The sequence below is a fragment of the Alteribacillus sp. YIM 98480 genome, assembly GCF_009765375.1.
Taxonomy (GTDB): Bacteria; Bacillota; Bacilli; order Bacillales; family Marinococcaceae; genus Alteribacillus.
The window spans coordinates 150,761-173,758 of sequence record NZ_VTOK01000007.1 but is presented as its reverse complement, the minus strand read 5'-3'; the positions used below and the strand labels follow the sequence as shown (position 1 = coordinate 173,758).

Annotated in this window: 20 protein-coding genes; all 20 read right to left on the bottom strand. The window is 39.6% G+C overall.

Going from position 1 to position 22,998, the window contains the following annotated elements; all coding sequences use genetic code 11:
• Window positions 1-114: 114 nt before the first annotated feature.
• The 20 genes from ytxC to FZF09_RS10770 all read right to left on the bottom strand — a co-directional run bounded on the left by ytxC (window position 115) and on the right by FZF09_RS10770 (window position 22,929).
• Window positions 115-972: a sporulation protein YtxC gene (ytxC, locus tag FZF09_RS10865; protein WP_158736620.1), complete on the bottom strand. Its 858-nt coding sequence runs from the start codon at window positions 970-972 to the stop codon at window positions 115-117.
• Between the two features lie 268 nt (window positions 973-1,240).
• Window positions 1,241-1,492, bottom strand: coding sequence for a DNA alkylation repair protein (locus FZF09_RS10860; RefSeq protein ID WP_158736619.1), 252 nt, complete (start codon window positions 1,490-1,492; stop codon window positions 1,241-1,243).
• A 270-nt stretch (window positions 1,493-1,762) separates the two neighbouring features.
• Window positions 1,763-2,872: a cyclic dehypoxanthinyl futalosine synthase gene (gene mqnC / locus FZF09_RS10855; RefSeq protein ID WP_158736618.1), complete on the bottom strand. Its 1,110-nt coding sequence runs from the start codon at window positions 2,870-2,872 to the stop codon at window positions 1,763-1,765.
• A 150-nt stretch (window positions 2,873-3,022) separates the two neighbouring features.
• Window positions 3,023-3,955, bottom strand: coding sequence for a primosomal protein DnaI (gene dnaI, locus FZF09_RS10850; protein ID WP_158736617.1), 933 nt, complete (start codon window positions 3,953-3,955; stop codon window positions 3,023-3,025).
• A gap of 11 nt (window positions 3,956-3,966) precedes the next feature.
• The gene (locus FZF09_RS10845; protein WP_158736616.1) at window positions 3,967-5,388 is read right to left on the bottom strand and encodes a replication initiation and membrane attachment family protein; all 1,422 of its coding nucleotides are present in this window, start codon (window positions 5,386-5,388) and stop codon (window positions 3,967-3,969) included.
• Window positions 5,389-5,479: 91 nt separating this feature from the next.
• A complete protein-coding gene (gene nrdR, locus FZF09_RS10840) occupies window positions 5,480-5,944 on the bottom strand; it encodes a transcriptional regulator NrdR (RefSeq protein ID WP_158736615.1) in 465 nt (154 codons plus the stop codon).
• A gap of 598 nt (window positions 5,945-6,542) precedes the next feature.
• Window positions 6,543-7,571: a glyceraldehyde-3-phosphate dehydrogenase gene (locus FZF09_RS10835; protein WP_158736614.1), complete on the bottom strand. Its 1,029-nt coding sequence runs from the start codon at window positions 7,569-7,571 to the stop codon at window positions 6,543-6,545.
• An 86-nt stretch (window positions 7,572-7,657) separates the two neighbouring features.
• Entirely contained in the window at window positions 7,658-7,834 is a 177-nt protein-coding gene (locus tag FZF09_RS10830) for a hypothetical protein (protein ID WP_158736613.1), read from the bottom strand.
• A gap of 82 nt (window positions 7,835-7,916) precedes the next feature.
• Window positions 7,917-8,510 (bottom strand): dephospho-CoA kinase, encoded by a 594-nt coding sequence (gene coaE, locus FZF09_RS10825; RefSeq protein WP_304503062.1) that lies wholly within the window; start codon window positions 8,508-8,510, stop codon window positions 7,917-7,919.
• 70 nt (window positions 8,511-8,580) lie between these two features.
• Window positions 8,581-9,222, bottom strand: a complete 642-nt coding sequence (gene ytaF, locus FZF09_RS10820) for a sporulation membrane protein YtaF (RefSeq protein WP_158736611.1) — start codon at window positions 9,220-9,222, stop codon at window positions 8,581-8,583.
• Window positions 9,223-9,282: 60 nt separating this feature from the next.
• Window positions 9,283-10,131: a DNA-formamidopyrimidine glycosylase gene (mutM, locus tag FZF09_RS10815; protein ID WP_158736610.1), complete on the bottom strand. Its 849-nt coding sequence runs from the start codon at window positions 10,129-10,131 to the stop codon at window positions 9,283-9,285.
• Between the two features lie 15 nt (window positions 10,132-10,146).
• Window positions 10,147-12,771 (bottom strand): DNA polymerase I, encoded by a 2,625-nt coding sequence (gene polA / locus FZF09_RS10810; RefSeq protein WP_158736609.1) that lies wholly within the window; start codon window positions 12,769-12,771, stop codon window positions 10,147-10,149.
• Between the two features lie 213 nt (window positions 12,772-12,984).
• Complete coding sequence (hflC, locus tag FZF09_RS10805; RefSeq protein WP_158736608.1) at window positions 12,985-13,920, bottom strand: protease modulator HflC; 936 nt, start codon at window positions 13,918-13,920, stop codon at window positions 12,985-12,987.
• Window positions 13,910-14,929, bottom strand: a complete 1,020-nt coding sequence (gene hflK, locus FZF09_RS10800; RefSeq protein WP_158736607.1) for an FtsH protease activity modulator HflK — start codon at window positions 14,927-14,929, stop codon at window positions 13,910-13,912. The genes hflC and hflK overlap by 11 nt, the downstream gene beginning before the upstream one ends.
• Window positions 14,930-15,802: 873 nt before the next feature.
• On the bottom strand, window positions 15,803-17,557 hold the full coding sequence (gene pnpS / locus FZF09_RS10795) for a two-component system histidine kinase PnpS (RefSeq protein ID WP_158736606.1): 1,755 nt from the start codon (window positions 17,555-17,557) through the stop codon (window positions 15,803-15,805).
• The gene (locus tag FZF09_RS10790) at window positions 17,554-18,273 is read right to left on the bottom strand and encodes a response regulator transcription factor (RefSeq protein ID WP_158736605.1); all 720 of its coding nucleotides are present in this window, start codon (window positions 18,271-18,273) and stop codon (window positions 17,554-17,556) included. Before FZF09_RS10790 ends, pnpS begins: the two co-directional genes overlap by 4 nt.
• Before the next feature lie 332 nt (window positions 18,274-18,605).
• Window positions 18,606-19,550: a malate dehydrogenase gene (gene mdh / locus FZF09_RS10785; protein WP_158736604.1), complete on the bottom strand. Its 945-nt coding sequence runs from the start codon at window positions 19,548-19,550 to the stop codon at window positions 18,606-18,608.
• A 24-nt stretch (window positions 19,551-19,574) separates the two neighbouring features.
• A complete protein-coding gene (gene icd / locus FZF09_RS10780) occupies window positions 19,575-20,843 on the bottom strand; it encodes an NADP-dependent isocitrate dehydrogenase (RefSeq protein ID WP_158736603.1) in 1,269 nt (422 codons plus the stop codon).
• Between the two features lie 132 nt (window positions 20,844-20,975).
• Window positions 20,976-22,091 (bottom strand): citrate synthase, encoded by a 1,116-nt coding sequence (gene citZ, locus FZF09_RS10775; RefSeq protein ID WP_158736602.1) that lies wholly within the window; start codon window positions 22,089-22,091, stop codon window positions 20,976-20,978.
• Between the two features lie 364 nt (window positions 22,092-22,455).
• Window positions 22,456-22,929, bottom strand: a complete 474-nt coding sequence (locus tag FZF09_RS10770; RefSeq protein ID WP_091582119.1) for a DUF441 domain-containing protein — start codon at window positions 22,927-22,929, stop codon at window positions 22,456-22,458.
• Window positions 22,930-22,998 lie beyond the last annotated feature (69 nt).

Sequence of the window (22,998 nt, the reverse complement as noted above, 5' to 3'; positions counted from 1 at the left end):
TTCTTCTATCATATCATATCCGTAAAGGCATTTGTTCCACTTTTTTACGGAAGAATAAAAAACTCCAACAGATCAGGTTGGAGTTTTTTCCTGTAAGGATTTTACATTATTATTCTATAAATTTTTATCCTTTAATGGCCATTCAGACCGAGGGTGAGTTATCAATTTTTCTTGAAAAATCATTTCAAACGTTTGTACGGTCCCTTCCTCTCCATCAGCGTATATGTGAAGTTCTTTTGGGGCTAGGCTTACTGCAGGACTGACTGCCATATATTCAAAGGGCAGGCTTTTTTCAAACACTAGCGTTGGTTCTAAATGATGAAGCCTCGTCCATTGATCTACCGGTTTTAAGTGCTTATCGAGAAATACAGGTTTTTCTTTTAATAATACATGAAGCACGGAACATAACGAAGCAGTATACTTCAAATAATGACGGCAAGCTTCAATCATTGTTTGGTATTCTTGTTCCCATTTGTATTCATCAATAGCTGCTGACGCCGCTTTCATGAGCAGGTGATGATAATTACCAAGCCGAAATGTCAGCATTGGGTCCCATTGTATGACGTCATTGTTTTTTATTTCTTCTGTTAATTCATGATAAACAAAATGCTTTCGTTGTTGTAACAGATTGGTTTCTGGCACTTCTTCTCGTTCTCCTTCAAGGAGAGAGTGGGCAATTTCAGTGATTGCAGGGGCCTCTTCTCTATAAAAAAAGGTCCGTTCAATATGTTCTTTTACCCAATACAGTTCTTTCTCTTCAATCATATAATCACATAGAGAAGAAGCAAGGTAAGGTATTATGCTCTCCTGCCATTGGTCTTCTGTTCCATCAAACTCCCATAGAACCCTCTCTTTATGTTTGTAGAGTTCACCTGTATATATACCTTTTCGCTCCCATTCCTCCTTTTCCTTACTAAACCAATCAAAGATTACTTCACTATCTGTTTCACATGCAAAACCGATCGAGAACAATCCTTCATTCCCCCCTGCTCACAAGACATGTCTTAATCCGAATTTTCATATAGGAGAGCCCCAGCTTGTAAGGCTGGTCCAGTTTTATACCTTGTTTACCATTGCAATCGTCTGCTCTGTTTTTATACCTATGGAAGAAGAAAGATAAAAATGCCTAAAATCAACGCAGAAATAGGAAAACCTTCCAGATTTCTTTCCAGAAGGTCGTTTTAAATGGCATTTTAAACTGTGTATTCGTACTTCAAATGGGCAAACGTTTATAAGGGCTTTAATTTTTCGGCTGGAATTCTGCATGTTTAATAAAGGTTCTTTCGTCTTCAATTAATCCGCAAGCGCCGCATTGAATTTTTCGGGATGGACCATTGTAGCTGATATGAAACGAATCCATATTATCATTAGTGTATTGTTGAACCACTTCACCAGACTGCGGATCCAGTTTGACGGGCGTTGCCATTTGTTCAATAATGTTAAAACGCGACCGATTACTTTTACAATTTGGGCAAAGGTAAGGTTTTGTCAATTAGGACACCTCCAATGGTTATATTGCCCAATTTATTTCTGCTTATTACCATTTTTAATGAAAATACCATTTCAGGTTTATCCGCAAAAACAATAACTATAGGACTGCTCGAGTTCACAGGGAAAAAAGGACAGTCTTATTCTTATTCACAATGTACCCCCAGCCAATCGTTACCAGAAAAACTTTCCTCGTGTATAAAAAAACGCTTATCCTCATGAAAACTCTAAAAAGAGTCTTCATAGGACAAACGTTTTTTTATCTGTCTATTGTTTAGTTTTGCATCACAAAATCTTTATCTGCTTTAGATTGCCCGTCAAAGCGCCGAAGAATATTATATTTTGTATCACGCTGTGCTGGTATCTTACCGGCTTCGCGGATAAGCTGCAAAATTTGGTTCGTGTTTACTTTATGAGTCGTCCCTGCAGCAGATACTACATTTTCTTCCATCATTGTACTGCCAAAATCATTACAGCCAAATTCGAGAGAACGTTTACCGGTTTCTGGTCCCATCGTAACCCAAGATGATTGGAAGTTAGGAATATTGTCAAGGAATAACCGGGAAATCGCTACGTTTCTTAAGTATCCCTCAGGCGAAATAATTTCACCTTTCATGTTTGTATTGTCTGGCTGGAAGGTCCAGGAGATAAAAGCAAGGAAGCAATTGCTTTCATCCTGAGCATCACGTATTTTTTGCAGATGCAATGCCCGTTCTTCATTCGATTCCGTCAAACCAATTACCATCGTGGCTGTTCCATGCATACCGACCTTTTTTGCTGTTTTCATACAATCGATCCACTGTTCTCCCGTACATTTCAAGCGGCTTACTTTTTTGCGTGTTTCTTCTGTAAGAATTTCAGCGCCGCCTCCTGGAAGAGAATCCAAGCCAGCTTCATGCAGCTCCCTTAATACTTCTTCTAAAGAAAGGCCGGACACTTCTACCATCTTGTAAATTTCTGCAGGTGAAAAAGAGTGCATCGTAATCCCTGGAAAACGTTTTTTAATCTCTCGCAGCAAATCCGTATAATAGCTAAATGACAGATCAGGATTTGTGCCGCCTTGCATAAGTATTTCTGTCCCGTCTACGTCGGCTGTTTCCTGGATTTTCTCAAAAATTTCTTCATTAGAAAGAACATACCCTTCATCAGAACCAGGTCTTCTATAAAAAGCACAAAAACGACAATACGTATCACAGAAATTCGTGTAATTCACATTACGGCCGATTACAAAAGTGGTGACGGGGTCTGGATGCCATTTCTTTGTTATTTCATTTGCTGCCGCTCCCATTTTTTCGATTTCATCACTTTCGTATAAACGAACAGCATCTTCCATTGTTAAACGTTCACCATTTAAAGCTTTGGTAAGAATCGGATCTATACTCATTACAAAACCCCCATTAATAAAAAGTGGGAACCCTTTTAAGATTCATCTTGTCTATTACCAATCTATATCTTACACATGTGCCAAAAAGGCAAGAACTACGTTTATCCTATCATAGTTTTTAAAAGTATTCCCAGTGTAAAGCTCGATTTTTTACATTTCACGACGATTTTTGCCATCAATAAAAATAGATGTCGTTAAGTGCTTAATTCTTTCCATAATACGTTTGGCTTTTAACTGTTCAATCCCGCCTTTTTGGGAATAAGACAAATGCGTTTCTAGCTCATCATAATCATAATTTGAAGTATACAAAGTAGGCAGTTTTTCCATAAGACGATATTGCAAAATAACACCTAAAACGTCATCACGAACCCAGGCAGAAGTCGTCTCTGCCCCAATATCGTCCAGTATTAACACTTCTACGTTCTTGACGTTGTCTATTTTTTCCTGTACCGAACCATCTGATAAAGCTTGCTTCATTTCTCTAAAAAAGTCAGGTACATAAACGATCATTGAAGAAATATCACGTTCGGCCAATTCATTAGCAATCGCACCCATCATATATGTTTTCCCTACACCAAATTTGCCGTAAAGATATAAGCCGTTTGCATCTTCTCCAGGCTCGGCCTGCAAAGCGAATTTCAAGCATTGATTACTCGCTGACAGGCGGCTTGCATGGTCTTGTTCGATATCATCAAACGTTGCTTCCAATATTTCTTTTGGAATATAAAGGCTTTTAATGAGCGACTGTTGTCTTTTCCGTTCGTCAGCCTGCTTCTTTAAACGGCAGGGGTGATACGTAATGAGCGGCTGTTCTTTATCGGTTATTAGCTCAGGCTGATATCCCTGCATCATATTAGGACATTCTGCTAAACCAGGACAGGCGTCGCAATTTTGTCTTTCCCTTTTATATTCAAAAAACGTCATCATATGCGTTTCCATTTCTTTTGTTGTCCATTCCGGATGTTCTTTTAGAAATGTTTTAATTTGCGGATAGGATAATACTTCTTGTTTTAATTTTTCGTACCTGTTCCGCCAATTGTTGTTATCCATAAAACGCTCTAAAGACGACCGGATTGAGTCCATATTAGGTCACCTCATTTTTGCCGGCTGCTTTTACGCAGTCTCAGCATTTCCTCAAACTGCTGTTTTTGTTCTTTAAGATTGGAGTCATTTAATCCTTCTTTTTCAGGATTGTCTGCTGTTTGCGGCCCATTTTCGAGCCATTTTGGGAGCTTATCTTTTCGTACATACGGACGATAAGAGCGTGCTTGTCCTGCTGCATTCTTTTCTCCACCGCCTGCAGGCAGTCTCTGCTTTCTCGTCTGGTATTCTTTTTTAGCTAGATCCATGGCTTCTTTAACCGTTTGAATATGTTTTCGTGACCAATGCCCGGCTATTTTTTGAACAAGATTTTGATTGAGCTTCATGTTATTCGTTTTTAAAACATAGTCTAGTAATACATTTACTACACCAGGTTGAAGCTGATAATCAAATATCAATGACTCAACCAGCTTCACATCTGAAAGCGGTACCTTTGCTCCATCCGATATACTTTCTAAAAATGCTAATGGAGAAGTTTGTTCATAAAAAAGAATCATTTTCTCCTTTTCTGTAACAGGTTCTTTTTCTGACATTGTCCGGTGTTGGGCTGGCTGTGTACGCAAGCCCAATGCCGGCGGTTCACTGCCATATTCAAACCGATACCAGTCCTGCACTTTTCGGCGAAGCTCTGCTTCATCTATCGAGTCATCATTAGAAAGAGATTGCTGAACGATTCTGCTCATTTCTAAAGGGTCAAGCCTATATACAAAAGCTAGACGCCGGATAACTGATTTAATTGGTTCATTTAATAGTTTATCCCCATTAATAAACACGGGAAGATCAGCTTTTAATAGATCAAAGTCGAAGGCACTTTCATTAAAAAAGATGTGCTGCTCGTGATAGTCTCCTTCTAATTCTTTATCTTCTTCAACATTTGCTAGATTGCTGCGTGGATTTATTTCTGAGTATTGTAGTGATGAAAAAACATCGTTAAATGCAGCTGTCACTTCAGAATAAGCCCGCGTATCCACTGCTTCGATCAAAAACCGGCTGCGCAGTTGAATGTATCGATCTTTTCCAAGTTTATTATACAAAAAAACACTCAGTACATCATTTTGAAAAAATTGGGCAGGAGTCATTGGAGGCTGTAATTCATATATAAAAAATGTCGACTTTTCTTCCTGCCGGCGAAACGTCTTCATTAAGCCGATCCCTTCCAAAATACGTCTTGCATCATAAATATCATCCAGCGGCAGGTTCAGCATTGCCATTAATTCGTGATGTGTTGCTTCCCCGCTCCAAAAACAATCTTTTTCCAGCTTGCTCCATAACATATTATACAAAGAAATAGCTGTTGTTCCTGTTAAAGGCTGATACAACAGCTGCAGGGTTTTATGTTCTCTGTTTCCAAGCTGATCTGCCGTACGCACAGCATAACGATCAATTGGCAGCAGTTCCGTCCAATGAAGTGACATAGCGCCCCCCCTCTCCAAAATTACCTAAAGCTTTTCTTATAATAGTAAAAACGTGGAAAAAAGAGCTTAGGTTCTTTTCCATAAGCTCCTGCTACTTTTCATTATCCTTACTAATAAGATCTTTTAATTCATTGATAAATACATTTATATCTTTAAATTGGCGATATACAGAGGCAAATCGCACGTAAGCAACATCATCTACCGAAGCAAGCCGCTCCATCACCATTTCACCTATGTCTTCGCTTTTTATTTCTGATTTTCCGTCACTGCGCAGTTGTTGTTCAACGTCATTTACAATTTCTTCCAATTTTTCTAATGGTACTGGTCTTTTTTCGCATGCTCGAATTAAACCGCGCAATATTTTTTCTTTGCTGAACTCTTCTCTGGTTCCTTCTTTTTTTACGACAATCAGAGGAATCTCTTCTACGATCTCAAACGTAGTAAAACGATGGTGACAAGCATCACATTCCCGACGACGCCGAATAGATTTTCCTTCATTGCTTGGTCTTGAATCCAAAACTCTTGTTGCATCAGAGTGGCATGCAGGACAAAGCATTTTATATCATCTCCATTAGAAAACTCGGCTTGCCGCCTTTTAAAGGCCCCCCTGAAAACACCACGTATGGTGCAGCGGTGCAGCGTACGTCCTGTTTGTGAATGCCATCATTTTTCTTATCCTGTTTTATTATACCTTTCGTAACAGTATTAGAAAAACGTGGCTTGCTGCCATGAATAAAGGAAAAGCCCAGGTAAAGGAACTTTTACTAAAAGCCTTAGTTATTACTTATACTTTATTCCTTTAGCAAAGGTAACTTTCTTAACGTACAAAAAACCGCGACTTAGAAGCCGGCTTTTACGCTCTCATGTTATATATTTTCTATCATACCATTTTCGATAACCTCTTGGAAAGGTGGATATTTATCTCCTAAGAAAAGCACATGCATAAGCAGAATGTATAGCGTTGACTTAAACAAAACATCGTGATTTATTTTCTTTTCTCTCGAGCAGGTCAGTACTGTAAAATTACTCGTGTTCGCTGCCTAGTTCAAATTATGTAATTACTCTAGCCTTTAATAAGTTGAACGTTTCCTAAAGCATTAGAAAAACCCGGCTTATAATCGGCCGGGTTAAAAATATTACATCATCATATTGAATTACGCACTCACCATTGATTTTTTGTGTATTTGTTTCCCCACATAACGTACTAAATCAACTACTCGGCATGAATAACCCCACTCATTATCATACCAAGCAAGAATTTTCGCTTGTCGATCGTTCATTACCATGGTAGATAAGCCATCAATGATAGAAGAATTTTCGTTTCCGTTAAAGTCAACAGATACCAATGGATCGTCTGTGTATGCCAAAATTCCTTTTAAATCCGTTTGAGCTGCATTTTTCAATGCTTGGTTAATGCTTTCTGCCGTGACTTCTTTTTCCGTATCTATCACAAGGTCTACAAGTGATACATTTGGAGTAGGAACTCTTAATGCCATGCCGTTCATTTTACCATCGAGATTAGGAAGAACTTTTGAAATTGCTTTGGCTGCTCCAGTGGATGTCGGAATAATAGATTGACCGCATGCTCTTGCCCTCCTTAAATCTTTATGAGGGTTATCAATGTTTTTCTGGTCGTTCGTGTAAGAATGAACCGTTGTCATCAAACCGCTTTCAATTCCAAACGAACGATCGAGCACTTTTACTACTGGAGCAAGACAATTTGTTGTACATGAAGCGTTTGAAATAATATGGTGGTCGGACGGATTATAATCTTCCTCGTTAACCCCCATAACAATTGTAACGTCTTCATTTTTTCCCGGGGCAGTAATTACTACTTTTTTTGCTCCCGCTTCTATATGAAGAGATGCTTTTTCTTTTGTTTTAAATTTTCCGGTTGCCTCTATCACTACATCTACATCCAAATCTTTCCAGGGAAGGTTTTTTGGATCACGATCACTAAGCAGATGTATTTTTTTTCCGTCTACATAAAGGGCATCATCTTTTCCTTCCACTTCTTTATCAAATACACCATGAATGGAATCGTATTTTAAAAGATGAGCTAATGTTTCGGCAGGATAGCTGGCATTCACCGCAACAACATCCAAAGAATCATCCGTCAGCGCTTTTCGGAATACCATCCGGCCAATCCGCCCAAATCCGTTTACTGCTACTTTTGCTTTCATACAGAAGAGCCTCCCTGCAATTTATGATATACTAATTAATCCCTTTTATAAAATTAGTATATCACATTAATGCATTTTGGTACTATTTATTTTAAAATTTTTTTCGAAAACCTCAATCGCCCTAACACATTATTAATAAGAAAAGCGTAAGCGCCTTGCTCACGAGCGACAAGTCCTGGAGGGGCGGCATATGGAAAGCTGATCTTTGCTTTCCATTGACGAACCGAAGGAATCTCGAGCGAGTAGGTGCTTGCGCTAGACATGTAAAACGCCACATATTTATCATTTCTTACCTTTTAAAAAAAGGCTCCGGACGGTATGTAGACCGAACCAGAGCCTCATTTTTCATGTGATATTCCAATCTTGTAATATGTTTTCAAGCTGTGTAAGGGACGATTCTCTTGTATCATTATTATCAATAATTGCATCTGCGAATTGCTTTTTCTCCTTTAACGGCATTTGGGAAGCAATCCGGTTGTTCGCATCTTCTTCTCCCTCTTGATCTCTTTCCATTAATCTTTTCTTCTGTGTCGTGTCATCTACATATACAAGCAGTACTTTATCAACCATGAATTGAAGATTATTTTCAATCAGCAAAGGAAGATCAAACACAATGTTTTTACAGCCTTCTTCCTGATATCTTTTTTTCTTTTCAATCATACGCTGCCTAATCGCTGGATGCATAATCTGGTTTAATATCTGGCGCTTGGAGTCATCACCAAAAATGGCTTGACCTAATTTTTTTCTAGCAATCGTTCCATCATGCTCAAGGATCTGTGTTCCAAACTGTTCCAGCACCTTTTCATAGGCAGTTTCACCTGGTTCTACTACCTCTCTAGCAATTTCATCTGCATCTATGACAGGAATACTATGTTTTCGAAATTGATCAGCTATTAAACTTTTCCCACTGGCAATACCGCCTGTTAAACCAATAATCATTGCCATCTCTCCTCTTTGCACAGCTAATGAAGAAAGAAGAGCCTGTATGACAAGCTCTCTTCCATTCTCTCTAATGTAAGTTCCATAATCCCAGGCAAATAAGAAGTACGCCTGGTACAAACGATAATTTTTGTACTATTTCAAAGGCTGCCAGCTTCTTACCGCCTTTCATTCCGCCTGCTAAAAACAATGAACACATGAAAGCGACAGCTCCAGCTAATAAAAAAGGGGACAAACCAAGCAGTGATGCTCCGATTCCAGCGCCAAAGGCATCTAATGACAGCGCTGTCCCGAGAAACAGAGCTTCTCTTGTACTGATGCTTCCTGAACGGTCCATATCTGCTTGATCCGGCTGTTTTATAATACTCACTATTTGAGACAACATTCCTCTTTTTTTCTCCGCTTCATCCGATGGTTTTTCTTTCTCTAACGGAGAAGCTTTGTTATCCTTTATAACCTGAATCAGTGCCCAAACACCGATGAGAATTAATATGCCGCCTCCAATCGTTTCTGTTACAGCCGGAGGCACATACGCTGATAACAATGAGGCAGCTGTTCCTCCTATTAGTACGGACAGCCCCGAGCATAAACCAATAAATAAAAGAGATTTTACTGGCAGCTCCAAGCCGCGTAATCCATAAGCCAAGCCTGCTCCAAAACTATCTACACTAACTGCAAATGCCAACAAACTTAAAGAAATGAATTCTGTCATAGGAGATGGGCTCCTCCCTGTCTGCGTCTACGACAGTATATGGAAAGGGCCCATTCAGTGTTACTTTCCTTTTAGAGCAACAATTTCCGGCTGACAAGAAGAGCAATAATGCGTTCCCCTGCCGGCCACGACTGTTTTTATAATTTCACTTCCGCAAACCGTACACCCTTCTCCTTGCCGGCCATAAACATGTAACTCCAATTGAAACAGTCCCATTTCTCCATTCCCATTTACATAAGATCGAACAGAACTACCACCTTTAAGAACTGCGTTACGAATTGTTTCTACTACTTTGTCGTGTAATGCTGCAATTTTACTGTTAGACAAAAGGGCTGCTTTTGTGTCAGGACGTATACCTGCTTTAAACAGAGCTTCATCCACATAAATATTACCCAGCCCGGCAACCGCCCGCTGATCTAATAGGACCGTTTTCACATCCCGGCTCGTAGATTGGAATGTTTCTTTTAAATAGTCAGAGGTGAACGTTGGATCCTCAAAAGGCTCAGGACCTAACTGGCTTAATGGCTGAGCACTCGTCTCTTCTCCTTTTGGAAATAAATGCATGGTACCAAATTTCCTTACATCTTTATATCGTAATTCCGTTCCGTCTGAAAAGAAAAAACGAACATGGGTATGTTTATCAGGGGCACTTCCATCTCCCATCTCATACTTTCCTTCCATTCTCAAATGGGAAACTAACACATAATCATTAAGCTGAAACGTCAAAAATTTTCCGCGGCGACCAATATGCTGAATTTCCTGACCATGCAGCAGCATACCAAACGCTTCTGTGTCATCTGGCTTTTTTATAATTTTAGGCCATGTTACCTCTACTTGTTCTACTTTTTTCCCTTTAACTAGTTTTGTTAATGTTCGTCTGACAGTCTCCACTTCCGGAAGTTCCGGCATCGTCACTTTCTCTCCTTACTTTGCATCATACCAAGTTGGCCCGTAAGAAACCTCAGCTTTAAGAGGAACATCAAGCTGCATGGTTTGTTCCATCACTTTCGGTACGAGCTCTCTCATTTTTTTTACTTCTTCTTCGGGCACTTCAAAAATTAATTCGTCGTGAACTTGAAGCAGTAAACGACTGTGTAAGTTTTCCTTTTCTAATGTGGCGCTGACATCTACCATCGCCTGCTTAATAATATCAGCTGCTGTTCCCTGAATCGGAGTGTTCATTGCCGTACGTTCTGCAAATGAACGGCGGTTAAAATTTCTGCTTGTAATTTCCGGCAGATAGCGGCGGCGGTTTAACAAGGTCGTCACATAGCCTTTTTCCCGAGCTTCTTCTTTTATCTCTTCCATATATTCTTTGACATTAGGGTAACTGGATAGATACCGGTCAATGAATTCTTGTGCTTCTTTTCTCGTTATACTAAGACTTTGCGATAACCCATAATCTGATATACCGTAAACGATTCCAAAATTTACCGCTTTAGCTGTTCGTCTCATATTGGCTGTAACGTCTTCTTCCTTCACATGAAAAACGTCCATTGCCGTTTTTGTGTGAACGTCCATGTTTTTCTGGAAGGCTTCTAACAGTCCTTTGTCTCCAGCAATATGAGCTAAAACGCGAAGTTCAATTTGAGAATAATCGGCCGCTAAAATGGACCACCCTTTTTTCGACGGGACAAATGCTTTGCGAATCCGGCGTCCTTCTTCAAGCCTAATGGGGATATTCTGCAAGTTCGGCTCGGTAGAACTGAGCCGGCCTGTTTGTGTTAGGGCTTGATTAAATATCGTATGAATCTTGCTTGTGTCAGGATGAATTACTTTCAACAGTCCTTCAATGTAAGTAGATTTCAACTTTGCAACTTGCCTGTACAACAAAAGCTTTGGAATAATTTCATGCTGGTCTTCAAGTTTTTCAAGCACATCTGCCGAAGTAGAATAGCCTGTTTTTGTTTTTTTGATAACAGGCAGATTCAGCTTTTCAAACAGTACAGGACCTAACTGTTTTGGAGAATTAATATTAAATTCTGTTCCTGCCAGCTCATGAATTTCTTTTTGTAATTCCTCAAGCTTTGCATCCAATTCTTCTCCCATCTTCTCCAATTGCTCTTTATCTACTAGTACACCGGACGTTTCCATTTTGCCAAGAATAAGAGAAAGCGGCATTTCTAATTTTGTAAAAAGGTCATATTGTTCGTTTTTCTTCAACTCTTCTTCTAATGTGCTTTTTAAAGAAAAAACTGCCTCTCCTTTTCGAGCCAAGTGATCGGCAAGGACACTTTCTTCTGGAATTGCTCGTTTTGCTCCTTTTCCATATACAGCATCATCCGAATGAACGATATGTTTGTTTTTTCTGGCTGCAATGTCGGCAACATTGTGAGAAGAGACAGAAGGATCAATTAAGTAAGAAGCAATGAGCGTATCATGTGTCACACCAGCAAGTGTAATACCTTTCCAGCCTAAAGCGACAACGCCGCGTTTCGTATCAAACATGTATTTTTCTTTTGAGTCATCTGCTGCCCATTTATGAAAGCTTTCTGATGATAATGCCGAATCAAGCGGGATATAATATCTGCCTGTTTTGTTAACGACTGCAATTCCCCAAATATCGGCATGGTGGTAATTTTCACTTGGAACTTCCACTATTAAAGCAGAAGGGCTAGCAAATATTTCTTCGGTGATATTTTCAACTTTTTCGAAAGGCACATCTTCTAGCTCCTGCTTTTCTTCTTCTACATCATCAAATTTGCTCAGCAGAGATTGAAACTCCAATTCTTTAAACAGATCTATTACTTTCTTTGTGTCTAAGGCTTGACGCTTTAATGTATCAATCTCCAGATGTATTGGTACGTCTCTAAAAATGACGGCTAATTCCTTACTCATTAGAGCTTGCTCTTTATTTTCTTCAAGCCGTTCTTTCATCTTTTTCCCTGAAATCTGATCAATGGATTCCAGCACAGCTTCTACCGATCCGTGTTCTTTTAATAATTTTAAAGCGGTCTTTTCACCAATTCCAGGCACTCCAGGAATATTATCAGAGCTGTCACCCATGAGCCCTTTCATGTCCACTATTTGTTTTGGGTTTATTCCATATCTTTCATCTATAGCTTGAATATCATATGTTTCTACGTTTGTTATCCCTTTTTTTGTAAGACTTACCTTGGTTTTATCTGAAACCAGCTGCAGCAAATCTTTATCACCTGAATACACTTTTATATCCCAAGCTTTTTCTTCTGCTTGTTTTGACAACGTTCCTATAATGTCATCTGCTTCATAATTGGCTAATTCTGTATGAGAAATATTAAAAGCATCAAGCATTTCCCGAATCAATGGAAGCTGTTCGGATAACTCAGAAGGAGTCTTCTGTCGTCCAGATTTATATTCATCATATGTTTCATGACGAAAGGTCGTTTTACCTGCGTCAAATGCAACAAGCAGATGGGTTGGCTCCTCTTCTTCAAGCACTTTTAATAACATTGTTGTAAACCCATATACAGCATTTGTGTAAACGCCTTTGTCATTATTTAAAAGCGGCAGGGCAAAAAAAGCCCGATACGCAATACTATTACCATCAATTAATACCAGCTTGCTCAATGGGAAAGCCCCTCTCTATCTAAAATAGTTCGTTATTGAATTCTTCCAAATATATTTTATCACAGACACGCATTTATTACTTCCACAGGATTCACAGCGCTCAACTGGTTGCCGCCGGGTGTTTAAACAAACGCATTTCTTTGTATGGTTTACCAGTTATTTCCACATACGCAAAGAAAAAGCAGTCCTTAATTAAGGACTGCTTGCTGCTTTTTAGTCTACATACCCCATTAGGATACGAGCATATGGTGAATCAGAGGGAAGAACAATGACCGTTTCATCATCGATTGTCGTTTCGTAGGTTTGCAGTGTCTTATAAAGCTCATAGAATTCTGGATCGCGACTGAATGCGTCATTGTATATTTCAGCAGCTTCCCCTTCGCCTTCACCGATTATTTCTTCAGCATCAGCTTCTGCGGTTGAGATCATTTCCGTTACTTCCTTGTCTGTATTAGCTCGAATACGATTTGCTTCTGCATCCCCTTCTGATAAGTATTCTTGTGCTGTCGATTCCCTTTCTGAAATCATGCGGCGGTACACAGCTTTTTCATTATCTTCGGGCAGGTCGGTTCTTTTCATTCGAACATCGGTTAAAGCGATGCCGTAATTTCCTTCTTCAAGCAGTTCGTTCACACGGCTGCTTACCATTTCATTAACATCGCCTCTTGCTGAGTCATCTTCATTAATAATTTGTTCAAATTCTAATTGACCCAGCTCTGAGCGGATGACGGAATTAATATAATTGGCCATTATTGATTCGGCATTTTCGATCGTTTTGGCATTCGCAATCATAGCTTGAGGATTTTCTACTCTCCAAACTGCATAGTTATCAACGAGCACTCTTTTTTTATCGAGTGTATTAATTTCAGCGGAAGTGATATCGTAGTTCATTTGATATTTTGGCAGCGAGGCTACTTGTTGAATAAATGGGATCTTTGCACTTATACCTGGTTGTTCTTCGATCCGGACTACTTCCCCAAATTGAGTAACTACTTTATATTCTCCTTGCTCTACAATGAATACATTCATTAATCCTACAATAAGAAGAAACAATAACACAATGATGATAACCGCTGTGCGAACCCACTTTGTCCAGGAGCCGCCGGATTGTTTTTCACTCATATCAAATACATTATTATCATCTGCCATCCGACTCGCCTCCTTGATCGGTGTTTTCTTCTCCAGATTGGTTGTTTTGGCTGTTTTCATCTGCCACAGCTGCTTCTCCGCTATTTTTATCTAATGGGCGGATTGGAAGATAATTTACTGTATCTTGCTGACTATCAATGATATACATTTCTGTATCAGGCAGCACATCTTCTATCGTTTCTAATACCAGACGTTGTCTAGTGACTTCTGGATCATTGATATACTCGTCATATAAGGCATTAAATCGAGACGTTTCCCCGCGCGCTTGTTCTAAACGTTCTGCTTTTCTACCTTCTGCTCTCGAAATGACAGCATCTTTTTCCCCTTCTGCTTCATTAATTTCTTGGTTACGGTACTTTTGAGCTTCATTAATCTTAGTAAGCCGTTCTTCACGAGCGTCCGTTACAGCAGTGAAAGCTTGACGGACATCTTCTGTCGGAAGTTCTACATCTTGCAGCTTCACATCCATAACAGTAATACCAATTTGGTATCTCTCTACAAGTTCCGTTAAAGATTCTAACACGGTTCCTTCAATTTCTGCTCTTTGATCGGTGAGCACATCATCTACTTCGGAGCTTCCGATTACACCGCGCAAGGACGCAGAGGAAGCTTGGTATAATATGTTATCAGGCTCATTCGCATTAAATAAGTATTCTTCCGGCTCTGTAATTCGCCATTGGACTACGAGATCTACGAATAATATGTTTTCATCACCGGTTATCATCTTAGCTTCGTCATTATAATCAGTCACTTCCCCATCATCGGATGCTTCATACCCAACTCTTAAACTATTAGTAGAAACAGACAGAATCTCTGCTTTTTGAATCGGCCACGGCAGTTTAAATTTAAGGCCGGGCTCCGTAACTGTCTCATCTACCTTTCCAAACGTAATAAGGGCCGCTTGTTCTGATTCATCTACCGTATACCAGCCTGTAAATAGAAATAAAGCTAATATCACGATTCCTAGTAGTGAAAAAAAGCCCAATATAATTTGTTTTATGTTTAACAAATACTTAACCCCCTTTTTTTGTCTAGCAATCTTTTACGAAAGAAGCCCCCAATAGGTTTCAATGGATCCAAAGAAAGAATAATCTTCCTTGTTTATCCATCGTCTTGTACTATTGATGCAGTAAGTACCTTTTTCATTATATTACAAATGAAACGACTTTCCATCCATTATTCGAAAAAGATTTTCATAAGAATAATACAAACATCTCGAGCGAGTAGACGCTTGTGCTAGACATTTAAAACGCTAAATATTTTTACTTTCTATCAGTGCTAAGAAAAGTGCAAGCGACCTGGTCAGCCGCGACAGGTTCTGGAGCTTTCGCGCAGGGTAAGCAAAAGTTCCTTTTTATCGTGTGCGCCTGAGCGGCTGGGCGCTGGAGCTAGACATCAAAAACGCCAAATATTTATAATTTCTTATCTTTTAAAAAAGAACGGAGCTTGGAAAACTAAACCAAACTCCGTTCTTTATTGCAGCTCTATTCAATCTCGCAATAAATAAGACGAAAGCCAAGGGGAGGCTTTCGTCTTTCAAAGGGGATGTTTCAGTCTGTCAGCTGATTGAAGGGATGAATCAAAGATCAGCAAAACAGATAATGAAACCGTTCCCTTTAAATAATAATCCCATAAAGTTAAGTAGTCATTTAGTAGTTGTTAAGGTTTTGTAAAGATTGTTTTATTTTGTTCATTCTCTTGAATCAATTTCATAAGTCGCTCTTAAAAAAAAAGCAGGTTCTCTTGTCGAAAATACGTAGACAAAGAGAGTTTCCCTCCGATCTCTTAGAATTGTGTGGTAACTATTCTAAAAGATTTGGAGAGGTACTCCCTTTTTTTCGTTTTGAAAACCCTGTCGCCGTGGGACTAAAAATGATGAAATTCATTCTCTTGTTTCCGGGAACCGAATAATAAAAGTAGTTCCTTTATTTTTCTCGCTATACACGTTGATTGAAGCATGGTGAGCCTCAACCAGATGCTTTACTATTGCTAACCCAAGACCGGTACCGCCAGAATTTCTGCTTCTGTCTTTATTTACACGGTAAAACCGCTCGAAAATCCGAGGCAGTTCTTCCTCACTAATACCAATGCCTGTATCTTTAACGGAGACGACAACAGACTCTTCTTCTTTTTTAACATACACGTGGATACTTCCCTCTTCTGGAGTATAAACGATAGCATTCGTAACAAGGTTAATAATTATTTGTTTAAACCTTGAAGTATCTCCTTCCATATAGATATCATCTGGAACATCAACCAATAGATCTAGCTTTTTATTCTTTGCTTTAGGCCGTAATAATTCTACAACTTCTTCTACCGATTCCGTCACGTTCACCTTTTGCCAGTTTAATTCAAAGTATTCTTTTTCAATTTTCGAGAGCTCTAATAGGTCACTAATAAGATCTTGGAGACGGTCGCTTTCCTTCCAGATAATATCTAGAAACTGCTTTCTAGCTCGTTCATCTTCCATCGCTCCGTCAAGCAGCGTTTCCGTAAACCCTTTTAAAGAAGTCACCGGTGTTTTTAATTCATGAGAAACATTAGCAACAAAATCTTTGCGTATTTGCTCGAGTTTTTTTAATTCCGTTATGTCATGTAAAACGAGCACGATTCCTCGCAGCCTGTCCTTTTCTCCTACAATAGGAGCACCATACACATCATAATGGCTTACATTTAAGCGTGTATTTAGTTGTACTTGACTTCGGACTTTCACTTCTGTCAAAAATATTTGCTGAATAAGCTGAATCAGTTTCTTGTCTTCAATCACTTGATAATACAATTGCTGCAGCCATTGATCTGTATCTGCATCAAATATGTCTTTACAGTATTGGTTAATTAATGATATATCTCCGCGGTCATTAATGAATATGAGCCCGCTGCCCATATGGTCAATTAAAGCTTCTAATCTTTCCTGCTGTGTCTGGTACTGTCTCGTAATTTGATCAAGATTATAAGCAAGAATATTAATGGATCTAGTTAACTGACCTATTTCATCTTTTGTACCTTCATAAGTTCTTGCTTTAAAGTTTCCTTTGGCTAATTGTTTGGCCACATCGGTAACTTGTCCAATTGGACGTGTCAGCTGGTTAGCAATACGATAGCTTAATGACAAAATAATAATAAAAGCTATCGAAAAACTAACTGCTAGAAAGATCCATAGCTTCTGATTCACTTCACCTATTCGCTCCACTGGCATAGCTAAACGTACATATCCATTTTCCTCTTCTCCATATTGAAAAGGATAGGCATAATAAAGAAGTTCTTCCTCCGCCGTAGAGCTGTAACGTATAGTGGTGCCTCCATCTTCATCAGCCTGTTCGATTTCAGGTCTTTCTAAATTATTTTCTGCAGCTTGTGGTCCTTCTGCAGTTTCTCCAGCAACGTCCCCGTCATCTTCTATAATTGTTACCCTAACATCCAGCCTTTTAGCTAATTCTTCCGCATATTCCTGCCACTCTGTTTTTTCTATATCTTCCATTGCTAAAGCAGCCATAGATGCTTCTTTTCCAAGTCTTTCTTCTAATTGATCCACATAAAAACCTTTCAACAACTGGCCGAGAAGGATTCCTAAGGCAGCTAAAACAAATAATATGGCAATCATTAATCCAAAAACAAGTCTTGTCCGAAATTTCATCATGCAGAAGGCGGCTCCTCAAATTTGTAACCCAGTCCTCTTACCGTTTTAATGTATACTGGTTTTTTTGTATTAGGTTCAATTTTTTCACGCAGATGGCTTATATGTACATCAACTATCCTTGTATCCCCCACAAATTCGTAATTCCATACCGCATTTAAAAGCTGGTCTCTTGTCATTACCCTTCCTTTATTATTCGATAAATATAAAAGCAATTCAAATTCTTTTGGGGTAAGTTCTAATTGCTCCTCTTTCACATATACTTCATAGTTATCCGGAAAAATGGTCAAATGTCCAATAACTATTTTTTTATCTGTGTTGATTTCTTCTTTTTGTTGCACAGCAGGAACATACTCAACTCGTCTTAAAATGGCTTTCACTCTTGCCACTAATTCCCTTGGGCTGAACGGTTTTGTCATATAGTCATCGGCTCCAAGCTCAAGGCCCAGCACTTTATCAAATTCATCATCTTTTGCTGTCAGCATCAAAATAGGTATACTTAATTTTTCCTGACGTATTTGTCTGCACACTTCTAGACCATCTATTTCAGGAAGCATGAGATCAAGCACTACCAAATCATAAGCTGTCCCCTTGACTTTTTCCATTGCTTCTTTCCCGTCCATGGCCGTATCTACTTGAAACCCTGACTGTTCCAAATTGTAGGAAAGGAGTGTAATAATTGATTCTTCGTCATCAACAACAAGCAATCTTTGCGGCATAATTTTCCTCCATCTGCCACTGTCCCCCTTCAGTCAGTGACTAAAATTATTCCGGTTTCATTGTTATCCCCTGTTCCTCTTTTTCATCATACTATAACCTTCCATATTCCCTCAAATACCAATGCCGTTTTACCATTTTAAGTTGGGCATTGACTGAATAACAGGATTCATCTGCTGCGGACTTGCTAGCAGCAAGCTTTTAGGCGAAGGCGATTGCCTAGTTGCACTTATACTGATTTCCTCATGATTCATCCACGCTAAAATTTTATGCTTTCCTATTAGTGCAAAAAAGGCCAGCTGTTTTTTACCTATCACAGCTGACCCTTTATTGTTTATTCTTTTGGAAGAGCTTCCATTACACTGCGAACAGACTTTACTGATTTAGCAAATTCAGCTTTTTCTTCGTCAGTCAAATCCAGCTCGATGATTTTCTCTATACCGTCTCCACCTAACACAGTAGGAACACCGACATAAAGATCTTCATAACCGTATTCCCCTTCTAAATAAGCAATCGTTGGAAGAACACGCTTTTTATCTTTCAGAATGGCTTCTACCATTTGTGTAAGAGAAGCAGCCGGAGCATAATAAGCGCTGCCGTTCCCTAGCAGTCCTACGATTTCACCGCCGCCTTTTCTCGTACGTTCGACAATCGAATCAATGCGGTCTTGAGAGATAAGTTTGGTTAAAGGTACACCGCCTGCATTCGAATAACGGATAAGCGGTACCATATCATCACCGTGACCGCCAAGTACAAATCCTTGAATATCTTCTACTGAAAAACCTAACTCTTGCGCGACAAACGTACGGAAACGTGCAGTATCTAATACACCTGACTGTCCAATTACGCGGTTTTTCGGAAAGCCGGATTCTTTATAAACCGTATAAGTCATCGCATCTGCAGGGTTAGTGAGTACAATAATATAGCAATCCGGAGAATGTTTCACAATCTCATTTGTTACGGACTTCATGATTTTAGCGTTTGTATTAACGAGGTCATCACGGCTCATACCAGGTTTTCTAGCGATTCCAGCAGTAATAACAACGACATCAGAACCCGCGGTATCTTCGTAATTAGAAGTTCCTCTAACGTTTACATCGGCCCCTTCAACCGGAGTTGCTTCGAGCATATCGAGCGCTTTCCCTTTTGTTGGGTCTTCCATGTCAGGAATATCAACTAAAACAACATCGCCAAGTTCTTTTTGTGCGGTCATTAATGCTGTTGTCGCACCGGTAAAACCAGCTCCTATAACAGAGACTTTTCTACGTTTAATTGCCATGATTATTTTTCCTCCTCCGTTATATTACATGTTTTTAATGAGCTCATCACCAAACTCAGAACATTTTACTTCTGTTGCTCCATCCATTAAACGGGCAAAGTCATAAGTAACTACTTTGCTTCCAATCGTTTTATCCATGGATTGAAGAACAAGCTCAGCAGCTTCATTCCAGCCTAGGTGGCGAAGCAGTAGTTCTCCGGATAGGATGACAGAGGAAGGATTAACTTTGTCCAATCCAGCATATTTTGGTGCTGTCCCATGCGTAGCTTCAAAAATAGCGTGGCCGGATTCATAGTTAATGTTTGCTCCCGGTGCAATACCAATTCCGCCGACTTGAGCTGCAAGCGCATCGGAAACATAGTCACCGTTCAGGTTCATAGTAGCTACTACATCAAACTCTTTCGGACGAGTAAGAATTTGCTGCAAGAAAATGTCTGCAATCGCATCTTTAATGATAATTTTGCCTTCGTCTTCTGCTTTTTGCTGTGCTGCATTTGCTGCGTCTTTACCTTCTTTTTCTACGATTTCATCGTATTGGTTCCAAGTAAAGACTTTATCACCATATTCGCGTTCTGCAAGCTCATAACCCCAAGCTTTAAAAGCACCTTCTGTAAACTTCATGATGTTTCCTTTATGAACCAATGTTACACTCTTACGGCCTTCTTGAAGGGCAAAATCGATAGCGGCACGTACTAGACGTTCTGTACCTTCTTTAGATATAGGCTTAATGCCGATACCAGAAGTTTCAGGGAAACGGATATTTGTTGCTCCCATTTCGTTTTGAAGGAATTCCACTACTTTCTTTGCTTCATCCGTTCCTTCTTTGTATTCAATTCCTGCATAAATGTCTTCTGTGTTTTCACGGAAAATAGCCATGTTAACATCTTCTGGACGTTTAACAGGGGAAGGTACGCCTGTAAAATGACGAACCGGACGAAGGCATGTAAATAAATCGAGTTTTTGACGAAGAGCAACATTCAAAGAACGAATACCTCCGCCAATTGGGGTAGTCAAAGGTCCTTTAATAGCGATTAAGTATTCACGAATGGTTTGAAGAGATTCTTCAGGAAGCCATTCTCCCGTGTTGTTGTAAGCTTTTTCCCCTACGAGGATTTCTTTCCAATGAATTTTCTTTTTCCCGTTGTAGGCTTTCTCCACAGCAGCATCTAAAACTTTATTGGCTGCAGCCCAAATGTCAGGTCCGATTCCATCTCCTTCAATATAAGGAATCACTGGTTCATCTGGTACATTTAATACTCCATTATTTGTTGTAATCTTTTCTCCATTAGCCATTTACAAAAACCTCCTGCTAAGTGATTTAAAAAAGGGTGCATACGCTGTTTCTGGCTAAAGACGGACACTGCCAAAAGACAACGAGTGAATACAGACGTGTTCTGGCAAACCTATGCTGGCTGGTTGATCGATTTATCTTTCATCCACTGGTATATATTTTTGCTTATCTGGTCCAACATATTCTGCCCGCGGACGAATCAAACGATTATCACTGTATTGCTCAAGAATGTGGGCGAGCCATCCTGATACACGGCTGGTAGCGAAAATCGGCGTGAAAAGATCATGATCAATGCCGAGACTGTGGTATACAGAAGCAGAATAAAAATCTACATTTGGCAGCAGTCCTTTTTCCCCAACTACCATCTCTTCTACTTTTATTGACATATCGTACCATTTTGATTCACCGGTGATCTTCGTAAGTTTCTCCGACATGTCTCGTAAATGTTTGGCGCGCGGATCACCTTGTTTGTATACCCGGTGACCGAATCCCATAATCTTTTCTTTATTGTCTAGAGCTTTTCTAATGTATGGTTCCACATTCTCTACTTCCCCGATATCAGACAATGTTGCCATAACTCTTTCATTTGCACCGCCGTGTAATGGACCTTTTAGAGCGCCAATCGCAGCAGTAATACCAGAATAAATATCAGATAACGTTGCTACACAGACGCGTGCCGTAAAAGTCGAGGCGTTGAGCTCATGGTCTGCGTGCAGAACGAGAGCTTTATTAAAAGCCATTTCTGACGTTTCATCCGGTTCTTCTCCATTTAGCATGTACAAAAAGTTCGCAGCAAAACTTAATTCTTTTTTTGGAGCAACAGGTTCTTTTCCTTCACGAATCCGGCTGAATCCTGTTACAATGGCAGGAACTTTAGCTTGCAGGCGAACTGCTTTTTGTTTGTTCACTTCTTCGTTCATTTCATCAGCTTGGTCATCGTATAATGCCAGTTGTGATACAGCAGTTCTGAGGGCTGCCATAGGGTGAACATTTTCAATTGGGTATGTTTTCATGTAATCAAAAATTTCCTTAGGCACTTCCATATTCGCTGCTAAATCTTTTGTTAGTTCATCAAGTTCACTTCTGTTTGGCAGACGTCCATTCCACAGTAAATAAATGACTTCCTCAAACGATGCATTTTCGGCTAAATCATCGATGTTATAGCCTTGATACGTTAAAACGTCATCAATAATGGAACTCACACTAGAGGATGTTGCCACTACACCTTCAAGACCACGAGTTGTGCTCATACCAACCTCTCCTTTTACCAGAAAATATGATTTTCAAAATGTCCGAAAATCGAAAATGCTTACATTTTCGCGTCAAAACAGCCCGCATAAAGAAAACTGCATGATAATTAAGTAGAACGCTCAGTCTGTTACATGCATACTTCTCTGCAGCATTTATCCTGTCAGAAGTGGGTAAAGCGGTGCTGTTAACACGTATTTCTTCCGTAAGCTATGTAGGAAGGAATTTTGAAGCCCTTTTCATTATAAACACTTTTTACATTTTTGTGAACTTAGAAATATGATATTATACTTATTCACAAAAATTATATTACTTCTATTATTCAGATAAAATCCTATAGGCTAGAGGAAGAATATACTTCATTCCTCATCCGCCGGCGGATGAAAACATTTCTGCTGCTTTCATTGCCGCATAAGCAATACCCGCTCCAATTAAAGGTCCGACAGCGACTCCATTAAACAGCGCTACTGCAAGAATGGTCCCAATAACAAGCGCAGCGGTAATATGCGGATCATTTTGAAGCAGTACTACACCGCCTTTTGCAATCAGAGCCACAAATATTCCCGAAGCAAGAGCAATCCAAGCATAATAAGATTTCACTGCTTCACCGAGTTGTTTGAAACCAATCTCACCTGTTACTATCGGCACTAAAACAGATATAGTAAGAATCGTGACGGCAATTGGTATTCCTTTCATTTGCAAAAACGGAAATACTTTGTCGCCAAGTCCCACCCATTTAATGAATAATAGAATGAGAACTGCGATTACCAACGACTGGTTTTTACCCAGGACTCCGACCGCAAGCAAAATAAGCATGAAAATGGATGCCTGCGATATCAATTATAGTCCATCCTTCCACATAGTCTTCGTTAACATCCTACCATATATCAACACAGTCTGTCATGTAAC

Excerpts from the sequence above, each read along its gene's own strand:
- mdh (WP_158736604.1), bottom strand. The coding sequence starts at position 19,550 with ATGGCAATTAAACGTAGAAAAGTCTCTGTTATAGGAGCTGGTTTTACC.
- FZF09_RS10790 (WP_158736605.1), bottom strand. The coding sequence starts at position 18,273 with ATGCCGCAAAGATTGCTTGTTGTTGATGACGAAGAATCAATTATTACA.
- mqnC (WP_158736618.1), bottom strand. The coding sequence starts at position 2,872 with ATGAGTATAGATCCGATTCTTACCAAAGCTTTAAATGGTGAACGTTTA.
- FZF09_RS10845 (WP_158736616.1), bottom strand. The coding sequence starts at position 5,388 with ATGTCACTTCATTGGACGGAACTGCTGCCAATTGATCGTTATGCTGTG.
- icd (WP_158736603.1), bottom strand. The coding sequence starts at position 20,843 with ATGGCTAATGGAGAAAAGATTACAACAAATAATGGAGTATTAAATGTA.
- FZF09_RS10835 (WP_158736614.1), bottom strand. The coding sequence starts at position 7,571 with ATGAAAGCAAAAGTAGCAGTAAACGGATTTGGGCGGATTGGCCGGATG.
- mutM (WP_158736610.1), bottom strand. The coding sequence starts at position 10,131 with ATGCCGGAACTTCCGGAAGTGGAGACTGTCAGACGAACATTAACAAAA.
- ytaF (WP_158736611.1), bottom strand. The coding sequence starts at position 9,222 with ATGACAGAATTCATTTCTTTAAGTTTGTTGGCATTTGCAGTTAGTGTA.
- FZF09_RS10830 (WP_158736613.1), bottom strand. The coding sequence starts at position 7,834 with ATGTCTAGCGCAAGCACCTACTCGCTCGAGATTCCTTCGGTTCGTCAA.
- hflC (WP_158736608.1), bottom strand. The coding sequence starts at position 13,920 with ATGGCAGATGATAATAATGTATTTGATATGAGTGAAAAACAATCCGGC.
- nrdR (WP_158736615.1), bottom strand. The coding sequence starts at position 5,944 with ATGCTTTGTCCTGCATGCCACTCTGATGCAACAAGAGTTTTGGATTCA.
- citZ (WP_158736602.1), bottom strand. The coding sequence starts at position 22,091 with ATGAGCACAACTCGTGGTCTTGAAGGTGTAGTGGCAACATCCTCTAGT.
- pnpS (WP_158736606.1), bottom strand. The coding sequence starts at position 17,557 with ATGATGAAATTTCGGACAAGACTTGTTTTTGGATTAATGATTGCCATA.
- dnaI (WP_158736617.1), bottom strand. The coding sequence starts at position 3,955 with ATGGACTCAATCCGGTCGTCTTTAGAGCGTTTTATGGATAACAACAAT.
- coaE (WP_304503062.1), bottom strand. The coding sequence starts at position 8,510 with ATGATTATTGGTTTAACAGGCGGTATTGCCAGTGGGAAAAGTTTAATA.